Below are 18,318 nucleotides of genomic sequence, written 5' to 3'. Positions count from 1 at the left end.
TAACCATGGCATCATGCTTTCCTGCTGGTCAATCCGGTAAGAGGCGGATGCGGGAGACCGACGGAGGAGCCCATGCCCCAGCGCACCAGCCTGGCCGACGCCGACTGCGCGATCGCCCAGGCACTCGATGTCGTGGGCGACTGGTGGACCCTGCTGATCGTGCGGGACACGGCGCGCGGGGTGCACCGCTTCGACGCGCTCCAGGAAGAGCTGGGCGTTTCCCGCAAGGTGCTGACCGAGCGGCTGCGGCTGCTGGTCGACGCGGGGGTGCTCGCCCGGGAGCCGTACCAGGACCGGCCGCCCCGGTACGAGTACCGGCTCACCCGGCGCGGCCGCGCACTGCTGCCGGTACTGATCGCGCTCCAGGACTGGGGCGACACCTGGGTGCTGGGGGAAGGGGAAACGATGGCGACGGCCGCGGAGAGTTCGAAGGAGGCGGCCCGGGTGCACGCCCTGGTGGGCACACGCCTGCCCGCGCTGCGGCTGCTGGACCACGACGGCGCATCGCGCGACCCGGTCGCCGGCACCCCGTACACCGTCCTGTACTTCTTCCCCGGCGCCTACGCCCGCCGGGACGCCTATCCGCCGGGCTGGGCCGGGATCCCGGGCGCGAGCGGCTGCACGCTCGAATCCTGCACCTACCGCGACCAGCTGGCCGAGTTCACGGCGGCCGGCGCGACCGTGCACGGGGTCTCCACCCAACGCCCGGACGAGCAGCGGGCCTTCGCCCGGGCGGAGCGGCTGCGGTTCCCGCTGCTGTCCGACGCGGAGCTGGAACTGACCGCGGCGCTGCGCCTGCCGACCTTCCGCGCGGGGGGCACCAGCCGGATGAAGCGGCTGACGCTGGTGGTGGACCGCGACCGGACGGTCCGCGAGGCGCTGTATCCGATCACGGACATCGAGGCGAGCGTCCGAGCGGCCCTGGCGGCGGTACGGAGCCCGCGCCCGTCCCCGGAATGAGGGACACCCGGAGACGGGACGGCCGTCACCCCGTGCCCCGGGACAGGGCCGTCACCCGGCGATCCGCCCCAGCATCTCGCGCGCGTACGCCTCGTCGTACTCGCCGCCGGTGAGCAGCACTTGCAGACAGATGCCGTCCATGAGCGCGATCAGCGCCCGCGCCGTGGCCGGATCGGTCCGCCGGGACAGCAGTTCGGCGGTGCCGTCGGTCCACTCGGCGGCGACGGGGCGCAGCGCGGGCCTGCGGAGCGCGGCGAGATAGAGCTCGTACTCCAGCTCGGCCCGTCCGCGCCCGCCGGAGAAGTACGCCCCCAGCAGCCCGGCCAGTTCCCCGGCGAGGTCGGCGTCCGGATCGGCCAGTGCCTCGCTCTCCCGCATGACCTCGGCGAAATTCTCGTTCGACCGGCGCAGCGCGGCGATCAACAGCTCGTCCAGCGAGGCGAAGTGATACGTCGTCGAGCCGAGCGGCACATCGGCCTCGGCCGCGACGGAGCGGTGGCTCAGCCCCGCGATGCCCTTGGCGCCGACCACCCTGATCGCGGCATCGATGATGCGGTCGCGCCGCTCGGGGTCGTAGCGCCGCACCATCAGTGGGCCCCGCCCAGGTTCAGCACCACCACTCCGGCGATGACCAGCGCTATGCCCGCCAGCTTGACCGGGCTGCCGGACTCGCCCATGAAGAGGATGCCGATGGCGGCGACCGCCGCGGTGCCGATCCCGGCCCAGATGGCATAGGCGGTGCCCACCGACAGCGTCTTCAGAGTCTGGGCGAGCAGCCCGAAGGCCACGAGGTATCCCGCGACGGTGATCAGCGAGGGCCAGAACCGGGTGAAGCCCTCGCTGTACTTCATGGCCGTCGTGCCGGCCACCTCCGCCGCGATCGCCGCGGCCAGCAGTCCGTATCCCATGTGTACGAGTGTACGCATCGCCGTATGCGCGACGGTACGGGCGCTTTCGGCCGATCGGGACGCTACGGTGTCCCGACCAGCACACCGGACAACGACACACGACGGAGCAGCAGTGGCGCAGGACGCAGGGTGGGGCGGCGGAGCACCGTACGGAGGGCCCCCGGGACCGCCGGGATGGGGCGGCTGGACGCCACCGCCGAAGCCGGGAGTGATACCGCTGGTGCCCCTGAGGCTCGGGGACATATTCGGCGGCGCCTTCAGCACACTGGGGCGCTATTGGAAGCAGTTGTTCGGCATCGGCGCGGCCGTGTACGGCGGGGCGCTGGTGATCATGGGCGCCGCGGTCCTGATCGGGTACTCCGCGGTCAGCGACCCTCTGCACCGGCTCATCGCGCTCAGCGCCGACGAGGACCCTCCGTCCTCCGACGTGGTGCCGATCGTGGTCGGCCTCGGTGTCATCTGGCTGCTCGGTCTGATCGTCTTCACGGTCGCCACGGCCATGATGTACGCGACCGTTCCCACGATCCTGCAGGAGGCGGTACTGGGCAGGCCGACCACCTTCGCCCTCGTCTGGCGCCGGGCCTGGGCCCGCGTACCGTCGGTGTTCGGGACGGTGGTGCTGACCTACCTGATCGCCATGGTCCCGATGCTGCTGATGGTGGTCGGCTTCTTCGCGCTCGTGATCGGCTCCATCGCCCTGACGCACGGGGGCGACATCGCGCTGTGGACCGCGCTCGGCTTCCTGGGCGCGCTGGCCACCGCCCCGCTGGCGATCTGGCTCTGGGTGAAGTTCTGCCTGGCACCCTCGGCCGCGGTGTTCGAGGGGCAGTCCCCGATGGCCGCCCTGCGCCGCTCCTCGCAGCTGGTGCGCGGCGACTGGTGGCGGGTCCTCGGTATCACCCTGCTGTCCTTCATGCTTGCCGCCGCCACGAACTACGTCATCCAGATCCCGTTCTCGTTCCTCGGCATGTTCTCCGGGGTCATCGGCGGAGCGACTCTGGACGAGGACCCGAATCCCGCCTCCATCGCCTTCGCCATGAGCGGCTATCTGGTGATCCTGGCGCTGGGTCAGCTGATCGGCCAGTTCATCTCGGCGACGTTCCCGCAGCTGGTGACCGGACTGCTCTACGTCGACCGGCGCATGCGCACGGAGAATCTGGGCCCGGCCCTCGCCGAGGCGGCGGCCGTGCCCCCGCAGTACGGACCGCGGTACGGCCCCTGAGCGCGGCCGCGAGGACCCGGCCCGCTCATCGGCCGGCGGGCGGGCGACGCAGAACCGTGGGCGTCGATGACGACACCGTGGAAGGAAACGGCCGTGCCCGCCGGTCTGCCCGGCGGACCCGGCCGTTCGCGTCCGGAATCCGCGCGGCCGTCCGCCCGTCAGCCGCCGACGGTGAACCAGGTGGCCCGGAACTTCTTCCATTCGGCGTGGTCGAGGTCCTTCGCCTCCGTGCCGTCCCCGTACAGATCGGCCGATCCGGCATCCGTGATCAGCTGCGCGCGGGCGCCCGGAACCGTCAGGTCCGGAACGTCCACGACGGCCTCCCAGCCGCCCGGGTCCGTCGTCGGCAGATCGGCCCGCTTGACCGGCGCGTGCGAGGCGACGCCGTCCCAGGCGTAGAGGGCGTACGGGTCGGAGTTGTCGTCGGCCGCCCAGGAACCGGCCACGATCAGATACTGGTCGGCGGCGTTCTTCCGGATGTCCCGGATGCTGAGCCCGCCGAGGTCCAGCTCGATCGGCACGCCCATGACCGCCTTCGCCCCGCTGCCGGCCACCTCGTCGAAGTTGGTGACGGGCACGATCAGGGCCTTGCCACCCGGCTTCGGCGGCACCAGGGGTGCCCGGAAGCCGAGGTACGCGGTGGTCGTCGAGCCGGGCGCGAACTCCAGGCCCTCGATGTTGAACCCGTCGATCTGCTTGGGCGCTTCACCGTCCGCCGTCCCCGCGGCGAAGCCCAGCCGGTTGCCGTTCGCCTTGTCCCAGGCGACGAGGTCGTCACGGAGCTCTCCGTACGAGCCGCCCACCGTCAGCCGGGTGCCGGCGCCCGATCCGGTCACCTTCGTGGTGAAGACGGTGTTGCGGGCCGGCTTGTACTCGCCGTCCTTGTTGTTGCCGAGTGAACCGGTCCAGTAGACGGTGTCGCCGACCCGGGCCGCGCCCTCGATGTCGATCTCCTTCGACACCCCGAGCTCCGAGCCGACGTCCCAGCTCCTCACCGGCGCACCGGACGCGGAACGGTCGTACAGGCGCAGCGTGTTGGACTCGTCGTCGGCCACGACCACGTACCCGCCGCCGACGTCGACGGCGGCCGAGGCGTCCGAGGAACCGGTGGGATATCGGGTGTCGGAGGCGTTCTGCACGGCGGCCGAGGCGGCGTAGTGCAGCGTCTTGGTGGCGGTCTTGCCGCCGAGGCCGGTGACCTTGACCGTGAGGTCGGTGTAGCCGCGTCCTTGAGCGGCGACCGTGAGCCTGCGGGTGCCCCCGGTCCCCGTCACAGTCACGTCACCGGTCCGGGCGACGGACGGCCTGGAGCTGGCGGAGGCCGCCACGCCGAGCGCGGCCGCGTCGGCACCGCTCTGCGCGACGGTGACGGTCACCACGGGGTCACCGCTCGCGCCGACGGCACCGGAGAGGTAGGAGACCGAGAGCCCGATCGTCGGCGTCCCGTAACTCGCGGCGTGCGCGGGGGTGTTGATCCCCAGGGCGGCCAGCAGGAGAAAGCCGCCGGCGGCGGCCGCCCTGCGGTCGGTGAGCGAAGACTGATGCAGCACGGCATGCCTCTCGTCGGCGTGGTGTCGCGGGTACGTTCCGGTACCCGTGCCAACGAGGGACACACATCATGCGTACGGCAGGCGAAACAACGACGAACGGCAGGCGAAACAATGACGAACGGCCCCCGGCGCGGCGCCGGGAGCCGTTTCGTCGTTCGCGGGGGCTCGGACGTCTCAGACGTTGAAGCCCAGGGCGCGCAGCTGCTCCCGCCCGTCGTCCGTGATCTTGTCCGGGCCCCACGGCGGCATCCAGACCCAGTTGATCCGCAGCTCGTTGACGATGCCGTCGGTCGCCGACTTCGCCTGGTCCTCGATGACATCGGTCAGCGGGCAGGCCGCGGACGTCAGCGTCATGTCGAGGGTGGCGATATTGGCGTCGTCGATGTGGATGCCGTAGATCAGGCCCAGGTTGACGACATCGATGCCCAGCTCGGGGTCGACCACGTCGTACAGGGCCTCGCGGACCTCCTCCTCGGAGGCCGGCTTGCTCAGGGTCTCGTTCTCGCTCATGCCGTCTTCCCTTCGGACAGCGCTTTCGCCGTCGCGTCCTTCCACGCCATCCAGCTCAGCAGCGCGCACTTCACCCGGGCCGGGTACTTCGAGACGCCGGCGAACGCGACCGCGTCCTCCAGCACCTCCTCCATCGCGTCGTCGGGCTCCAGCTGGCCCTTGGACTGCATCAGCTCCAGGAAGGTCTCCTGGATCTTCTGCGCCTGGCCCAGCTCCTTGCCGACCAGGAGGTCGTTCAGCACGGAGGCGCTGGCCTGGCTGATGGAGCAGCCCTGACCCTCGTACGACACATCGACGATGGTCTCGCCGTCGTACTTCACCCGGAGAGTGATCTCGTCGCCGCACGTCGGGTTGACGTGGTGCACCTCGGCGTCGCCGTCCCGCAGGCCGCGCCCGTGGGGGTGCTTGTAGTGGTCCAGGATCACTTCCTGGTACATGGAATCAAGCTTCACCAGTCAACCTCAGCCGCTCGCCCATTATCCGAAAAAGTTCCGTACGTGCTCCAGGCCGTCCACCAGGGCGTCGACCTCGGCGGGCGTGGAGTACAGATAGAACGACGCTCGCGTGGTCGCAGGAATTCCGTACCGCAGGCAGACCGGCCGTGCGCAGTGGTGTCCGACCCGGACCGCGATGCCCTGCTCGTCGAGCACCTGGCCCACGTCGTGCGGGTGGATGTCGCCGAGCGTGAAGGAGATCGTGGCGCCGCGGTCCTCGGCGGTCGCCGGACCGATGATCCGGAGGTCCGGGACCTCCAGGAGCCGCTTCACCGCGTACTCGGTGATCGCGTGCTCATGGCGGTAGATCTTCTCCATGCCGATCGCCGAGAGGTAGTCCACGGCAGCGCCGAGGCCGACGGCCTGGGCGATCGGGGGCGTACCGGCCTCGAACTTGTGCGGCGCGGGGGCGTACGTCGACGAGTGCATCGACACGGTCTCGATCATCTCGCCGCCACCGAGGAACGGCGGCAGGTCCTCCAGGAGCTCCTGCCGTCCCCAGAGCACGCCGATACCGGTCGGGCCGACCATCTTGTGACCGGTGAAGGCCACGAAGTCGGCCTGCAGCGCCTGCACGTCGAGCACCATGTGCGGGGCGGCCTGCGAGGCGTCGATGCAGACCAGCGCGCCGACCTGCTGGGCCCGGCGGATGATCTTCTCGACCGGGTTGATCGTGCCCATGATGTTGGAGACCAGGGTGAAGGAGACGATCTTCGTCTTCTCCGTGATGATCTCCTCGATGTTGGACAGGTCGAGGCGGCCGTCGTCGGTGATGCCGAACCACTTCAGCTTCGCGCCCGTGCGCTGCGAGAGCAGCTGCCACGGCACGATGTTGGAGTGGTGCTCCATCTCCGTGGTGACGATCTCGGTGTCGTGGTCCACCCGGTAGGGCTCGTCGGCCCAGCCGAGCATGTTGGCCACGAGGTTGAGCGACTCGGAGGCGTTCTTGGTGAAGATCACCTCGTCGCGGCTGGGTGCGTTGATGAACGCGGCGACCTTGTCACGGGCGCCTTCGTACAGCGCCGTGGCCTCCTCCGCGATCGTGTACACACCGCGGTGCACGTTGGCGTTGTGCCGCTCGTAGTACTCGTTGAGGGCGTCGAGCACCTGGCGCGGCTTCTGCGAGGTCGCAGCGCTGTCCAGGTAGACGACCTTCTTCCCGTCGTGGACCGTCCGATCCAGCAGGGGGAAGTCCTTGCGGATCGCCTCGGTGTCGAGGAGGCCCGGCAGCTGTGTCACGCGACTGCACCTCCTGAGTTCGCTCCGCTCACGGGGCCACCCTTCACATATGCCTCGTAGCCCTCGTTCTCCAGCTTGTCGGCGAGCTCGGCGCCGCCGGACTCGGCAATGCGGCCGTTGGCGAAGACGTGCACGAAGTCGGGCTTGATGTAGCGGAGGATCCGCGTGTAGTGCGTGATCAGCAGGGTGCCGACCTCGCCGGTCTCGCGGACCCGGTTGACGCCCTCGGAGACGATGCGCAGGGCGTCGACGTCCAGACCGGAGTCGGTCTCGTCGAGGATCGCGACCTTCGGCTTGAGCAGCTCCAGCTGAAGGATCTCGTGGCGCTTCTTCTCACCGCCGGAGAAGCCCTCGTTGACGTTGCGCTCGGCGAACGCCGGGTCCATCTGGAGCCGGCCCATCGTCTCCTTGACCTCCTTCACCCAGGTGCGCAGCTTGGGCGCCTCGCCGCGGACGGCGGTGGCGGAGGTCCGGAGGAAGTTGGAGACCGAGACACCGGGGATCTCGACCGGGTACTGCATCGCGAGGAACAGACCGGCGCGGGCCCGCTCGTCGACGGTCATCTCCAGGACGTCCTCGCCGTCCAGGGTCACCGAACCGCTGGTGATCGTGTACTTGGGGTGACCCGCGAGGGAGTACGCGAGGGTGGACTTGCCGGACCCGTTGGGGCCCATGATGGCGTGGGTCTCGCCCTGCTTCACGGTCAGGTCGACGCCCTTGAGGATCTCCTTCGTGGCGTTGTCGGCCTCGACGGAGACGTGCAGGTCGCGGATTTCAAGCGTTGCCATGGGTGACTCAGGACTCCTGGGTGACGGAGACGAGCACATCGTCCCCTTCGATCTTGACGGGGTATACGGGGACGGGGCGCGTCGCGGGAAGGCCGGACGGCTTGCCGGTGCGCAGGTCGAAGCTGGAGCCGTGCAGCCAGCACTCGATCATGCAGTCCTCGACCTCTCCCTCGGACAGTGAGACGTTCGCGTGCGAGCAGATGTCGTTGATCGCGTACACCTCGCCCTCGGTACGGACGACGGACACCGGGACGCCGTCGAGCTCCACCCGCTTCGGGGTGTCGTCCTCCAGCTCACTCAGCGCGCAGGCTTTGACGAAGGCCATCAGACGGATGCCTTCAGCTCGGCCTCGATCTTCTCCAGCAGCCGCGCCTCGACGTCCGGCAGACCGATCTGCTGGACGAGCTCGGCGAAGAAGCCGCGCACGACGAGCCGGCGGGCCTCCTCGGCCTCGATGCCGCGGGACATCAGGTAGAAGAGCTGCTCGTCGTCGAACCGGCCGGTCGCGGAGGCGTGGCCGGCGCCGACGATCTCGCCGGTCTCGATCTCCAGGTTCGGCACGGAGTCGACCCGCGCGCCGTCCGTGAGGACGAGGTTGCGGTTCATCTCGTAGGTGTCGGTGCCCTCGGCCCTGGCCTGGATGAGCACGTCACCGATCCACACGGCGTGTGCGCCGTCGCCCTGGAGCGCGCCCTTGTAGGCGGCGTTGGACTTGCAGTGCGGGGTGTTGTGGTCGACCAGGAGGCGGTGCTCCTGGTGCTGGCCCTTGTCGGTGAAGTACAGACCGAAGAGCTCGGCCTCGCCGCCGGTGCCCGCGTAGGCGACGCGCGGGTGCAGCCGGACGAGGTCGCCGCCGAAGGTGACGACGATCGACTTGAACGAGGCGTCCCGGCCGACCAGCGCGTTGTGCTGGCCGACGTGGACCGCGGTCTCGTCCCAGTCCTGCACGGAGACGACGGTGAGCTTCGCGCCGTCACCGAGGACGTAGTCCACGTTGGCGGCGAGCACCGCGTCACCGGTGTGGTCGATGACGACGACGGCCTCGGCGAAGGCACCCAGCTCGACGACCTGGTGGCCGTAGGCCACACCGCCCTCGCCGTGCACCGTGATGCGGATCGGCTCGGTGAGCACGGCCTCCTTGGCGACCGTGACGACGGACGCCTGCTCGAAGGACGTGTACGCCTGGGCGGCGACGCGGTCCACCGGGGTACCGGCTTTCCCTAGCCGGGAGTCGTCGCGGCCGACGGTCTCGACCGTGACACCTTCGGGAGCCTCGATCGCGACCTTCACGGCGCCGCTGGTGGCGACGGCCGTGCCGTCGTGCAGCCCGCGCAGCCGCTCCAGCGGGGTGAACCGCCACTCCTCCTCGCGGCCGTGCGGGACCGGGAAGTCCGCGACGTCGAAGGACGGGGGCGCGCTCATGCGCGTGGCGACGGTCGACTCGGCGGCCACCGCGATGGACCCGGTGGTGGTGGAACCCGCCGGAATGTTCTGAGCCTCAGCCATGGCTGTCGTAGTGCTCGCTTTCTCTGTCAGTGGTCGGGGAATCCGGTCGTCAGGCCGCGCTAGCCGACCGAACCCTCCATCTGCAGCTCGATCAGCCGGTTGAGCTCAAGGGCGTACTCCATCGGCAGCTCCTTGGCGATCGGCTCGACGAAGCCGCGCACGATCATCGCCATCGCCTCGAACTCCGTCAGACCGCGGCTCATCAGGTAGAAGAGCTGGTCCTCGGAGACCTTGGAGACGGTCGCCTCGTGCCCCATCGACACGTCGTCCTCGCGGACGTCGACGTAGGGGTAGGTGTCGGAGCGCGAGATGGTGTCGACCAGCAGCGCGTCACAGAGCACGTTGGACTTCGCGCCCGGCGCGCCCTCGCCGATCTCGATCAGACCGCGGTAGGAGGTGCGGCCGCCGCCCCGCGCCACCGACTTGGAGACGATGTTGGAGGAGGTGTTCGGCGCCATGTGGACCATCTTGGCGCCGGCGTCCTGGTGCTGGCCCTCGCCCGCGAAGGCGATGGAAAGGGTCTCGCCCTTGGCGTGCTCACCCATCAGGTAGACGGCGGGGTACTTCATGGTGACCTTGGAGCCGATGTTGCCGTCGACCCACTCCATGGTCGCGCCCTCGTAGGCCACGGCGCGCTTGGTGACCAGGTTGTAGACGTTGTTCGACCAGTTCTGGATGGTCGTGTAGCGGCAGCGGCCGCCCTTCTTCACGATGATCTCGACGACCGCGGAGTGCAGCGAGTCGGAGGAGTAGATCGGGGCGGTGCAGCCCTCGACGTAGTGGACGTAGGCGTCCTCGTCGACGATGATCAGCGTCCGCTCGAACTGGCCCATGTTCTCCGTGTTGATGCGGAAGTAGGCCTGCAGCGGGATGTCGACGTGGACACCCTTGGGCACGTAGATGAACGAGCCGCCGGACCACACGGCCGAGTTCAGCGAGGCGAACTTGTTGTCGCCGACCGGGATGACGGTGCCGAAGTACTCCTTGAAGAGCTCCGGGTGCTCCTTCAGCGCGGTGTCGGTGTCGAGGAAGATGACGCCCTGCTCCTCCAGGTCCTCACGGATCTGGTGGTAGACGACCTCGGACTCGTACTGCGCGGCGACACCGGCGACCAGGCGCTGCTTCTCCGCCTCCGGGATGCCGAGCTTGTCGTAGGTGTTCTTGATGTCCTCGGGCAGGTCCTCCCAGGACTCCGCCTGCTGCTCCGTGGACCGCACGAAGTACTTGATGTTGTCGAAGTCGATGCCCGACAGGTCGGAGCCCCAGTTCGGCATGGGCTTCTTGTCGAAGAGCCTGAGGCCCTTGAGGCGCAGCTTCAGCATCCACTCGGGCTCGCTCTTCTTCGCCGAGATGTCGCGGACGACCTCCTCGGAGAGCCCGCGCTTGGCCGCGGCGCCTGCCGCGTCGGAGTCGGCCCAGCCGAATTCGTACGTGCCCAGGCCCTCGAGCTCAGGGTGGGCAGTCTCCGTGGGGAGCGTCATGCGGGGTTCCTCCCGGCCGTGCTTGCAGATGCTGAATTGGTGGTCTGTGGTGCTGGGTGGCCGCTGCGCGGAATGTACGTCGTGCACACACCGTCGCCGTGGGCGATGGTGGCCAGACGCTGCACATGCGTCCCGAGGAGGCTGGAGAAGAACTCCGTCTCCGCCTCGCACAGCTGCGGGTACTGCTCGGCGACATGGGCGACCGGGCAGTGGTGCTGGCACAGCTGCTCGCCCTGCTGCGGACCGGGCGCGCTACGCGCCGTAGCAGCGTACCCGTCGGCGGACAAGACCTTGGCCAACGCCTCGGTGCGGGCCCCGGGGTCCGCGGCCTCGACCGCCGTGCGGTACGCCTCGGACTGGGCCGCGAGCCTGGCGTGGGCGAAAGCGGTGACCGCTTCCTCACCCGCGGTCTCGGCGATCCACCCCAGGGCGTCCGCCGCGAGCTTGTCGTAGGACTGGTCGAAGGCGTCCCGGCCGCAGTCGGTGAGGGCGAACACCTTGGCCGGGCGGCCGCGGGTCCGCGCCCCGTAGACCCGCTGCTCACGGGCCTCGACGACGCTGTCGGAGACGAGGGCGTCGAGATGGCGGCGGACCGCGGCCTGGGTGAGACCGAGGCGCTTGGCCAGCTCGGCGACGGTGGACGGGCCGTGGTCCAGGATGGAGCGCGCGACCCGGTTGCGCGTCGAGCGCTCGCCGGTCGCGAGTTCCTCCTGCGGTGATTCCCGCTTGGCCTCGCCGTATTTCACAACGCCATTGTTGCGTAATTCATCCGGCCCTGACAACCACGGTCCGAAACGATCTGCGGTGCCCTTCATCACTTAGGGTCACCTAATCCGGCCCCGGGAGACGGGCCCCGTTCCGCCCCTGCCTAGACTTACCGGCCATGAAGAGCGAGTCGGCCGTACAGGTCCGCGGCCTGGTGAAGCGGTACGGCCCCAAGACCGCTGTGGACGGCCTCGACCTGTGTGTGCGCACCGGCACCGTCACCGCCGTCCTCGGCCCGAACGGCGCCGGCAAGACCACCACCGTCGAGACCTGCGAGGGCTACCGCCGCCCCGACGCCGGGACGGTACGGGTCCTCGGCCTCGACCCGGTCGCCGACGCGGAGAAGCTCCGTCCCCGGATCGGCGTGATGCTCCAGTCGGGCGGCGTCTACTCCGGGGCGCGCGCCGACGAGATGCTCCGCCACATGGCGAAGCTCCATGCCCACCCGCTGGACGTCGACGCCCTGATCGAGCGCCTCGGCCTCGGCAGCTGCGGCCGTACGGCCTACCGGCGGCTCTCCGGCGGCCAGCAGCAGCGGCTCGCCCTGGCGATGGCCGTCGTCGGCCGCCCCGAGCTGGTCTTCCTCGACGAGCCGACCGCCGGCCTCGACCCGCAGGCCCGCCGCTCCACCTGGGACCTCGTGCGCGAGCTGCGCAGCGACGGGGTGTCGGTCGTCCTCACCACACACTTCATGGACGAGGCCGAGGAGCTCGCCGACGACGTCGCCGTCATCGACGCGGGCAAGGTCATCGCCCAGGGCAGCCCCGAGACGCTCTGCCGGGGCGGCGCCGAGAACACCCTGCGCTTCACCGGCCCTCCCGGTCTCGACATCGGCTCGCTGCTCAAGGCGCTGCCCGACGGCACGGAGGCGGCCGAGATCCTTCCGGGCGCGTACCGCATCTCCGGAGACGTCAACCCGGAGCTGCTGGCCACCGTCACCTCCTGGTGCGCCCAGCACGGAGTGATGCCGTCGGGCATCTCCGTCGAGCGGCACACGCTGGAGGACGTCTTCCTGGAACTGACCGGCAAGGAGCTGCGCGCATGAGCGCCGGTACGTACACCCCCCGGCCGGGCGCCGCCCCGCTGGGCCGCATGATCACCGCGCAGACCGCCCTGGAGACGCGGATGCTGCTGCGCAACGGCGAGCAGCTGCTGCTGACCGTGATCATCCCGACGCTGCTGCTGGTGCTGTTCAGCGCGGTCGACATCGTGGACACCGGCGCGGGCGAGTCCGTCGACTTCCTGACGCCCGGCATCCTCGCGCTGGCCGTGATGTCCACGGCCTTCACGGGCCAGGCCATCGCCACCGGCTTCGAGCGGCGCTACGGGGTGCTCAAGCGGCTCGGTGCCTCGCCGCTGCCGCGCTGGGCGCTGATGACCGCCAAGACCCTCGCGGTGCTGGTCACCGAGGTGTTGCAGGTGGTGCTGCTCACGGTGATCGCGTTCGCGCTGGGCTGGTCGCCGCACGGCAACCCCTTCGCCGTCATGCTGTTGCTCCTGCTCGGCACGGCGGCCTTCTCCGGACTCGGGCTGCTGATGGCCGGGACGCTCAAGGCGGAGGCGACGCTCGCCGCGGCCAACCTGGTCTTCCTGCTGCTGCTGGTCGGCGGCGGGGTCGTCGTGCCGCTGGACAAGTTCCCGGACGCGGCGCAGTCGGTTCTCGGGCTGCTGCCGATCGCGGCCCTGTCCGACGGTCTGCGCGAGGTGCTCCAGCACGGCGCGTCGATGCCGTGGGGCGATCTCGGCATCCTGGCGGTGTGGGCGGTACTGGGGCTGGGCGCGGCGGCGAAGTTCTTCCGCTGGGAGTGAGGCGGCGAACGCGCTGCGTCGACGATTCGGGCAACTCGTCCCCCTCGTGAAAGCTTGCACAAGCCGCCGCCTACGATGGTGCGCGTGCCCAAGCTGACCCGAGCCGAAGTCGCTCAAGCCGCGCGGAACCCGCTCCTGTACATCGCCGAGCGATGGACCCCCTCCCCCCGTACGGTCCGCCGTGCGGCCATGTCGGCCGTCGTCATGGCCGTGGTCATCGTCGTGACCGGTGGCGCTGTGCGGCTCACCGGCTCCGGCCTCGGCTGCCCGACCTGGCCCAAGTGCACCGACGAGAGCCTCACGGCGACGAGCGAGATGGGCTTCCACGGCGCCATCGAGTTCGGCAACCGGATGCTGACGTACGTCCTGTGCGCGGCCGTCGGCTGGGCGATCATCGCCGCCCGGTCCGCCAAGCCCTGGCGGCACAGCCTGACGAAGCTCGGCTGGCTGCAGTTCTGGGTGGTCATGGGCAACGCCGTGCTCGGCGGCATCGTGGTGCTGGTCGGCCTCAACCCGTACACCGTCGCTGCGCACTTCCTGCTCTCCACGGCGCTGCTGACTGTCGCGATGGTGACCTGGCAGCGGGTCCGCGAGGGCGACGAGGCGCCCCGGCCGCTGGTCGGCAAGGCGGTCTCCCAGCTGACCTGGCTGCTCGCGGTCGCCGCGGGGCTGCTGGTCGCGGTCGGCACGGTGGTCACGGGCGCCGGACGGCACGCGGGCGACTCCAGCGATGTGCACCGCATTCCGATCGACTGGAAGATGATCTCGCAGTTGCACGCCGATCTGGCCTGGGTCGTGGTGGCCCTGACCGTCGCGCTCTGGTTCGTGCTGAAGGCCGTCGACGCGCCGATCGGCCCGCTGCACCGCGTCCGCGACCTCTTCCTGGTGCTGATGGGGCAGGGCGTGATCGGGTACGTGCAGTACTTCACCGACACGCCGGAGATCCTGGTCGGCCTGCACATGCTGGGCTCGTGCCTGGTGTGGATCGCGCTCGTGCGGGTGCTTCTGTCGCTCCGTGAGCGCCCCGTGGCCGTTGCCGCGGTGCCCGGCCCCGCGGCCGAACAGCCTCAGCCCGCCACGGCGGGCTGACCGCGCCTCCCCCCTCCGCAAGCCGATCGCCGGACGGTTCCTTCTCGGAAGCGTCCGGCGATCGGCACATACGGGGAAAGGCGCGGTCAGGCCCGGTCGGAGGGGCCGCCGATCTGGATGCCGGCCATCCGCGACCACTCGTACGGGCCGGTGCGGACCTTCGCGGCGAACTCCCCGTCGAAGGACTCGTGCATGGTGATGCCGGCCTTGCGGGTGGCGCTCTCGGCGATCTCGTACGAGGGGGCGACCAGATCGCCCCAGCCGCCGTCCTCGCCCACGAGCACGATGCGGGCGCCCCGCTGCCCGATGTAGGCGAGCTGTCCCTCCGCGCCGCCGTGCGCCTTGGAGAAGGCGCCGATCTCCTTGGCGAGCCTCGCCGCCCTGCGCTCCGCGCGGGCCGCCTGCTTGCCGCTCTCCACCTGGGTCTCTGCCGTCTCAGCCATACTCAGGATGCTACCGACGGGTAGCCCGACGTGCGACGGGCGGGGCACGTGGTCTGGGCCACGTGCCCCGCCCGTCGGCAGGTATCCCCGGCTGGGGCAGAGAGGCGGACTACCTCAGGAAGGGGTCGACCGCCACAGCGACGAAGAGCAGCGAGACGTAGGTGATGGACCAGTGGAACAGCCGCATCTCCTTGAGCTTCGCACCGGTCACACCCGCCTTGGCCCGGTTCTGCAGCCCGTGCGCCTCCCAGAGCCAGAACCCGCCGGTCGCCAGCGCCACCGCCGTGTAGAACCAGCCGGTGTAGCCCAGCGGGGTCAGCAGCAGCGACACGGCCACCATCACCCAGCTGTAGACGACGATCTGGCGGGCCACCACCCGGTTGGACGCGATGACCGGAAGCATCGGGACGCCGACCCTGGCGTAGTCCTCCTTCACCTTCATGGAGAGCGGCCAGTAGTGCGGCGGCGTCCAGAAGAAGATGACGGCGAAGAGGATCACCGCGGCCCAGGACATCGAGTTCGTCACGGCCGACCAGCCGATGAGGACCGGCATGCAGCCCGCGATGCCGCCCCAGACGATGTTCTGCGCGGTACGGCGCTTGAGCAGCATCGTGTAGACGACGACGTAGAACAGCAGCGCGCCGAGCGACAGCGCCGCCGAGAGCCAGTTCACCAGCAGGCCGAACCAGACCGTCGAGATCACCGCGAGGGCGATACCGAAGGCCAGGCACTCGCGCGGGCTCACCATCCCGGTGACCAGCGGACGCTGCGACGTACGGTCCATCAGGGCGTCGATGTCGCGGTCGATGTACATGTTCAGCGCGTTGGCGCCGCCGGCGGAGAGATATCCGCCGATGGTGGTGGTGACCACGAGCCACAGGTCGGGCACACCCCGCGCGGCGAGGAACATCACCGGAACAGTGGTGATCAGCAACAGCTCGATGATCCGCGGCTTGGTCAGCGCCACGAAAGCCTTGACACGGGCCCCGAACGGGCGATGGCCCCCTGGGCTGGGAGTCAAGGCGACCCCTGCGGGTCGGGACTCGACGGCCGTCACGCACACCCCTGACAGAGAAATCCCAGCAAGCTCCGGGCGTGAAGGCCCGGTAAAGACTTGCGCGAACCAGACCACTGTAGACGTTGGGGACAGGCCCATCTCCGCGGGGGTGGGTCGTGTTGGAGAGGCACGGAAGCAGGGCACATGAGCAGGGGTGCCGCCCGGCGGAGCGGGACGGAAGTGCCGGGGACACGCGCACCGGGGGGCCCATGTGCAAGGAGAAGCGCTCATCCGAGTGGCGCACAAGTGAGCCGTCGCGCTCATACGGGAGGCGAACTCCGCAGGCCGCCTGCACCCTGGAAAGCAGCGGAAAATGCTTGTTCCGACGGGGGTAGGCTCGACAACGCCCGGTGCGGTCTCAGTCACCGGTTTAACAGTGGAGAGGAGCCCTGACTCAGGGTGAGCACCAAGCCGACCACCACAGACCTCCAGTGGACCGAATTGGACCAGCGGGCCGTGGACACTGTCCGTGTCCTTGCGGCGGACGCCGTACAGAAGGTCGGAAACGGCCACCCTGGAACGGCCATGAGCCTGGCTCCCGCCGCATACACCCTCTTCCAGAAGGTGATGCGCCACGACCCCGCCGACGCGGACTGGACCGGGCGCGACCGGTTCGTGCTGTCGGCCGGTCACACCAGCCTGACCCTCTACATCCAGCTCTACCTGGCCGGGTACGGCCTGGAGCTCGATGACCTCAAGGCCTTCCGCACCTGGGGTTCGAAGACCCCCGGCCACCCCGAGTACGGCCACACCACCGGCGTCGAGACGACCACCGGCCCGCTGGGCCAGGGTGTCGCCAATGCGGTGGGCATGGCGATGGCCGCCCGCTACGAGCGCGGCCTGTTCGACCCGGAGGCCGCCCCCGGCACCTCCCCCTTCGACCACATGGTCTGGGTCGTCGCCGGTGACGGCTGCCTCCAGGAGGGCATCGCCGCGGAGGCGTCCTCGCTGGCCGGCCACCAGAAGCTCGGCAACCTGGTCCTGCTGTGGGACGACAACCACATCTCCATCGAGGGCGACACCGAGACCGCGGTCTCCGAGGACACCCTGAAGCGGTACGAGGCGTACGGCTGGCACGTCCAGCGCGTCGAGCAGCTGCCCAACGGGGACCTGGACCCGGCGGGTCTGTACCGCGCGCTCCAGGCCGCCAAGGCCGAGACCGGGCGCCCCTCGTTCATCGCGGCCCGCTCGATCATCGCCTGGCCCGCGCCGCACGCCCAGAACACCGAGGCCTCGCACGGCTCGGCGCTCGGTGCCGAAGAGGTCGCCGCCACGAAGAAGGTCCTCGGCTTCGACCCGGAGAAGACCTTCGAGGTGGCCGACGAGGTCATCGCCCACACCCGCGAGGCACTGGACCGCGGCCGCGAGGCCCGGGGCGAGTGGGAGAAGTCCTTCGCCGCGTGGCGCACCGCCAACCCGGAGCGCGCCGCCGAGTTCGACCGGATCTCCGCCTGCGAGCTGCCCGCGGGCTGGGAGGACCGGCTTCCGGTCTTCGAGCCCGGCAAGGGTGTCGCCACCCGTGCCGCCTCCGGCAAGGTGCTCCAGGCGCTCGGCGAGATCATCCCCGAGCTGTGGGGCGGCTCCGCCGACCTCGCGGGCTCGAACAACACCACGATCGACAAGACCTCGTCGTTCCTCCCGGTGGGCAACCCGCTGCCGGGCGCGGACCCGTACGGCCGCACGATCCACTTCGGCATCCGCGAGCACGCCATGGCCGCGGCCATGAACGGCATCGCGCTGCACGGCAACACCCGTATCTACGGCGGCACCTTCCTGGTGTTCTCCGACTACATGCGCAACGCCGTGCGGCTGTCCGCGCTGATGCACCTGCCGGTGACGTACGTGTGGACGCACGACTCGATCGGTCTCGGCGAGGACGGTCCGACCCACCAGCCGGTGGAGCACCTGGCCTCACTGCGCGCCATCCCGGGCCTGAACATCGTCCGCCCGGCCGACGCCAACGAGACCTCCATCGCCTGGCGCGAGATCCTGCGCCGCTACACCAAGGTGTTCGGCAAGGGCGCCCCGCACGGTCTGGCGCTGACCCGCCAGGGCGTTCCGACGTACGAGGCGAACGAGGACGCGGCCAAGGGCGGCTACGTGCTCTTCGAGGCCGAAGGCGGCGAGGCCCAGGTCCTCCTCATCGGCACCGGCTCCGAGGTCCACCTCGCGGTCGAGGCGCGCGAGGAGCTGCAGGCGGCCGGCATCCCGACCCGGGTGGTCTCGATGCCGTCGGTCGAGTGGTTCGAGGAGCAGGACCAGGCGTACAAGGACAGCGTCCTGCCGCCGTCCGTGAAGGCGCGCGTGGCCGTGGAGGCCGGCATCGGTCTGACGTGGTACCGCTACGTCGGTGACGCGGGCCGGATCGTCTCGCTGGAGCACTTCGGCGCCTCGGCCGACGCCAAGGTCCTCTTCCGCGAGTTCGGCTTCACCGGCGAGCACGTCGCCGCCGCCGCGCGGGAATCTCTCGCCGCAGCCACGCGCTGACGCCGTTATA

19 protein-coding genes are annotated in these 18,318 nt (G+C 69.8%); 6 read left to right on the top strand and 13 right to left on the bottom strand.

Features of this window, described 5'->3' with window-relative positions:
• Window positions 1–72 precede the first annotated feature (72 nt).
• Window positions 73–960, top strand: a complete 888-nt coding sequence (locus tag IE107_RS04295) for a winged helix-turn-helix transcriptional regulator (RefSeq protein ID WP_189541179.1) — start codon at window positions 73–75, stop codon at window positions 958–960.
• A 51-nt stretch (window positions 961–1,011) separates the two neighbouring features.
• Here IE107_RS04295 and IE107_RS04290 read toward each other — a convergent pair whose 3' ends face one another.
• Both IE107_RS04290 and IE107_RS04285 read right to left on the bottom strand, forming a co-directional pair.
• Entirely contained in the window at window positions 1,012–1,548 is a 537-nt protein-coding gene (locus tag IE107_RS04290; RefSeq protein ID WP_189541177.1) for a TetR/AcrR family transcriptional regulator, read from the bottom strand.
• The gene (locus IE107_RS04285) at window positions 1,548–1,868 is read right to left on the bottom strand and encodes a DMT family transporter (RefSeq protein WP_189541389.1); all 321 of its coding nucleotides are present in this window, start codon (window positions 1,866–1,868) and stop codon (window positions 1,548–1,550) included. Before IE107_RS04285 ends, IE107_RS04290 begins: the two co-directional genes overlap by 1 nt.
• 220 nt (window positions 1,869–2,088) lie before the next feature.
• Between IE107_RS04285 and IE107_RS04280 the strand changes: the two genes are divergently transcribed.
• The gene (locus IE107_RS04280; protein ID WP_308434206.1) at window positions 2,089–3,090 is read left to right on the top strand and encodes a DUF7847 domain-containing protein; all 1,002 of its coding nucleotides are present in this window, start codon (window positions 2,089–2,091) and stop codon (window positions 3,088–3,090) included.
• A 158-nt stretch (window positions 3,091–3,248) separates the two neighbouring features.
• On the opposite strand, the gene IE107_RS04275 is transcribed toward IE107_RS04280, so the two are convergent.
• The 9 genes from IE107_RS04275 to IE107_RS04235 form a co-directional block, all read right to left on the bottom strand.
• Window positions 3,249–4,640, bottom strand: coding sequence for a hypothetical protein (locus tag IE107_RS04275; protein WP_189541175.1), 1,392 nt, complete (start codon window positions 4,638–4,640; stop codon window positions 3,249–3,251).
• 174 nt (window positions 4,641–4,814) lie between these two features.
• The gene (locus IE107_RS04270; protein WP_189541173.1) at window positions 4,815–5,150 is read right to left on the bottom strand and encodes a metal-sulfur cluster assembly factor; all 336 of its coding nucleotides are present in this window, start codon (window positions 5,148–5,150) and stop codon (window positions 4,815–4,817) included.
• Window positions 5,147–5,602 (bottom strand): Fe-S cluster assembly sulfur transfer protein SufU, encoded by a 456-nt coding sequence (gene sufU, locus IE107_RS04265; protein WP_189541171.1) that lies wholly within the window; start codon window positions 5,600–5,602, stop codon window positions 5,147–5,149. Before sufU ends, IE107_RS04270 begins: the two co-directional genes overlap by 4 nt.
• A 24-nt stretch (window positions 5,603–5,626) precedes the next feature.
• Entirely contained in the window at window positions 5,627–6,883 is a 1,257-nt protein-coding gene (locus tag IE107_RS04260) for a cysteine desulfurase (RefSeq protein WP_189541169.1), read from the bottom strand.
• On the bottom strand, window positions 6,880–7,671 hold the full coding sequence (sufC, locus tag IE107_RS04255; protein ID WP_093899508.1) for a Fe-S cluster assembly ATPase SufC: 792 nt from the start codon (window positions 7,669–7,671) through the stop codon (window positions 6,880–6,882). Before sufC ends, IE107_RS04260 begins: the two co-directional genes overlap by 4 nt.
• Before the next feature lie 7 nt (window positions 7,672–7,678).
• Entirely contained in the window at window positions 7,679–7,996 is a 318-nt protein-coding gene (locus IE107_RS04250) for a bifunctional 3-phenylpropionate/cinnamic acid dioxygenase ferredoxin subunit (protein ID WP_072483053.1), read from the bottom strand.
• Window positions 7,996–9,177 (bottom strand): Fe-S cluster assembly protein SufD, encoded by a 1,182-nt coding sequence (gene sufD, locus IE107_RS04245; RefSeq protein WP_189541167.1) that lies wholly within the window; start codon window positions 9,175–9,177, stop codon window positions 7,996–7,998. The genes IE107_RS04250 and sufD overlap by 1 nt, the downstream gene beginning before the upstream one ends.
• A gap of 59 nt (window positions 9,178–9,236) precedes the next feature.
• A complete protein-coding gene (gene sufB / locus IE107_RS04240; RefSeq protein ID WP_189541165.1) occupies window positions 9,237–10,658 on the bottom strand; it encodes a Fe-S cluster assembly protein SufB in 1,422 nt (473 codons plus the stop codon).
• A complete protein-coding gene (locus tag IE107_RS04235) occupies window positions 10,655–11,440 on the bottom strand; it encodes a helix-turn-helix transcriptional regulator (RefSeq protein ID WP_229866679.1) in 786 nt (261 codons plus the stop codon). Before IE107_RS04235 ends, sufB begins: the two co-directional genes overlap by 4 nt.
• A 101-nt stretch (window positions 11,441–11,541) precedes the next feature.
• Here IE107_RS04235 and IE107_RS04230 point away from each other — a divergent pair, with 101 nt between their 5' ends.
• From IE107_RS04230 to IE107_RS04220, 3 genes are all read left to right on the top strand, one after another.
• Entirely contained in the window at window positions 11,542–12,468 is a 927-nt protein-coding gene (locus IE107_RS04230; RefSeq protein WP_189541161.1) for an ABC transporter ATP-binding protein, read from the top strand.
• The gene (locus IE107_RS04225) at window positions 12,465–13,232 is read left to right on the top strand and encodes an ABC transporter permease (RefSeq protein WP_189541159.1); all 768 of its coding nucleotides are present in this window, start codon (window positions 12,465–12,467) and stop codon (window positions 13,230–13,232) included. Before IE107_RS04230 ends, IE107_RS04225 begins: the two co-directional genes overlap by 4 nt.
• 75 nt (window positions 13,233–13,307) lie before the next feature.
• Complete coding sequence (locus IE107_RS04220; RefSeq protein ID WP_189541157.1) at window positions 13,308–14,321, top strand: COX15/CtaA family protein; 1,014 nt, start codon at window positions 13,308–13,310, stop codon at window positions 14,319–14,321.
• 86 nt (window positions 14,322–14,407) lie between these two features.
• On the opposite strand, the gene IE107_RS04215 is transcribed toward IE107_RS04220, so the two are convergent.
• Window positions 14,408–14,764 carry a hypothetical protein gene (locus tag IE107_RS04215; RefSeq protein WP_189541155.1) on the bottom strand — a complete coding sequence of 119 codons (357 nt, stop codon included), beginning with the start codon at window positions 14,762–14,764 and terminating at the stop codon, window positions 14,408–14,410.
• Between the two features lie 109 nt (window positions 14,765–14,873).
• Window positions 14,874–15,827 carry a heme o synthase gene (locus IE107_RS04210; protein ID WP_189541152.1) on the bottom strand — a complete coding sequence of 318 codons (954 nt, stop codon included), beginning with the start codon at window positions 15,825–15,827 and terminating at the stop codon, window positions 14,874–14,876.
• A 393-nt stretch (window positions 15,828–16,220) separates the two neighbouring features.
• Between IE107_RS04210 and tkt the strand changes: the two genes are divergently transcribed.
• Window positions 16,221–18,308: a transketolase gene (tkt, locus tag IE107_RS04205; protein ID WP_189541150.1), complete on the top strand. Its 2,088-nt coding sequence runs from the start codon at window positions 16,221–16,223 to the stop codon at window positions 18,306–18,308.
• The last annotated feature ends 10 nt before the right edge of the window (window positions 18,309–18,318 follow it).

This window comes from Streptomyces gelaticus (assembly GCF_014649535.1).
Taxonomy (GTDB): Bacteria; Actinomycetota; Actinomycetes; order Streptomycetales; family Streptomycetaceae; genus Streptomyces; species Streptomyces gelaticus.
The sequence above is the reverse complement of the archived record's forward strand: the minus strand, read 5'-3'. Positions and strand labels throughout refer to the sequence as shown.

Coding starts and splice junctions, on each gene's coding strand:
- IE107_RS04295 (WP_189541179.1), top strand. CDS start 73: ATGCCCCAGCGCACCAGCCTGGCCGACGCCGACTGCGCGATCGCCCAG.
- IE107_RS04290 (WP_189541177.1), bottom strand. CDS start 1,548: ATGGTGCGGCGCTACGACCCCGAGCGGCGCGACCGCATCATCGATGCC.
- IE107_RS04285 (WP_189541389.1), bottom strand. CDS start 1,868: ATGGGATACGGACTGCTGGCCGCGGCGATCGCGGCGGAGGTGGCCGGC.
- IE107_RS04270 (WP_189541173.1), bottom strand. CDS start 5,150: ATGAGCGAGAACGAGACCCTGAGCAAGCCGGCCTCCGAGGAGGAGGTC.
- sufC (WP_093899508.1), bottom strand. CDS start 7,671: ATGGCAACGCTTGAAATCCGCGACCTGCACGTCTCCGTCGAGGCCGAC.
- IE107_RS04250 (WP_072483053.1), bottom strand. CDS start 7,996: ATGGCCTTCGTCAAAGCCTGCGCGCTGAGTGAGCTGGAGGACGACACC.
- sufD (WP_189541167.1), bottom strand. CDS start 9,177: ATGGCTGAGGCTCAGAACATTCCGGCGGGTTCCACCACCACCGGGTCC.
- sufB (WP_189541165.1), bottom strand. CDS start 10,658: ATGACGCTCCCCACGGAGACTGCCCACCCTGAGCTCGAGGGCCTGGGC.
- IE107_RS04230 (WP_189541161.1), top strand. CDS start 11,542: ATGAAGAGCGAGTCGGCCGTACAGGTCCGCGGCCTGGTGAAGCGGTAC.
- IE107_RS04225 (WP_189541159.1), top strand. CDS start 12,465: ATGAGCGCCGGTACGTACACCCCCCGGCCGGGCGCCGCCCCGCTGGGC.
- IE107_RS04220 (WP_189541157.1), top strand. CDS start 13,308: ATGGTGCGCGTGCCCAAGCTGACCCGAGCCGAAGTCGCTCAAGCCGCG.
- IE107_RS04215 (WP_189541155.1), bottom strand. CDS start 14,764: ATGGCTGAGACGGCAGAGACCCAGGTGGAGAGCGGCAAGCAGGCGGCC.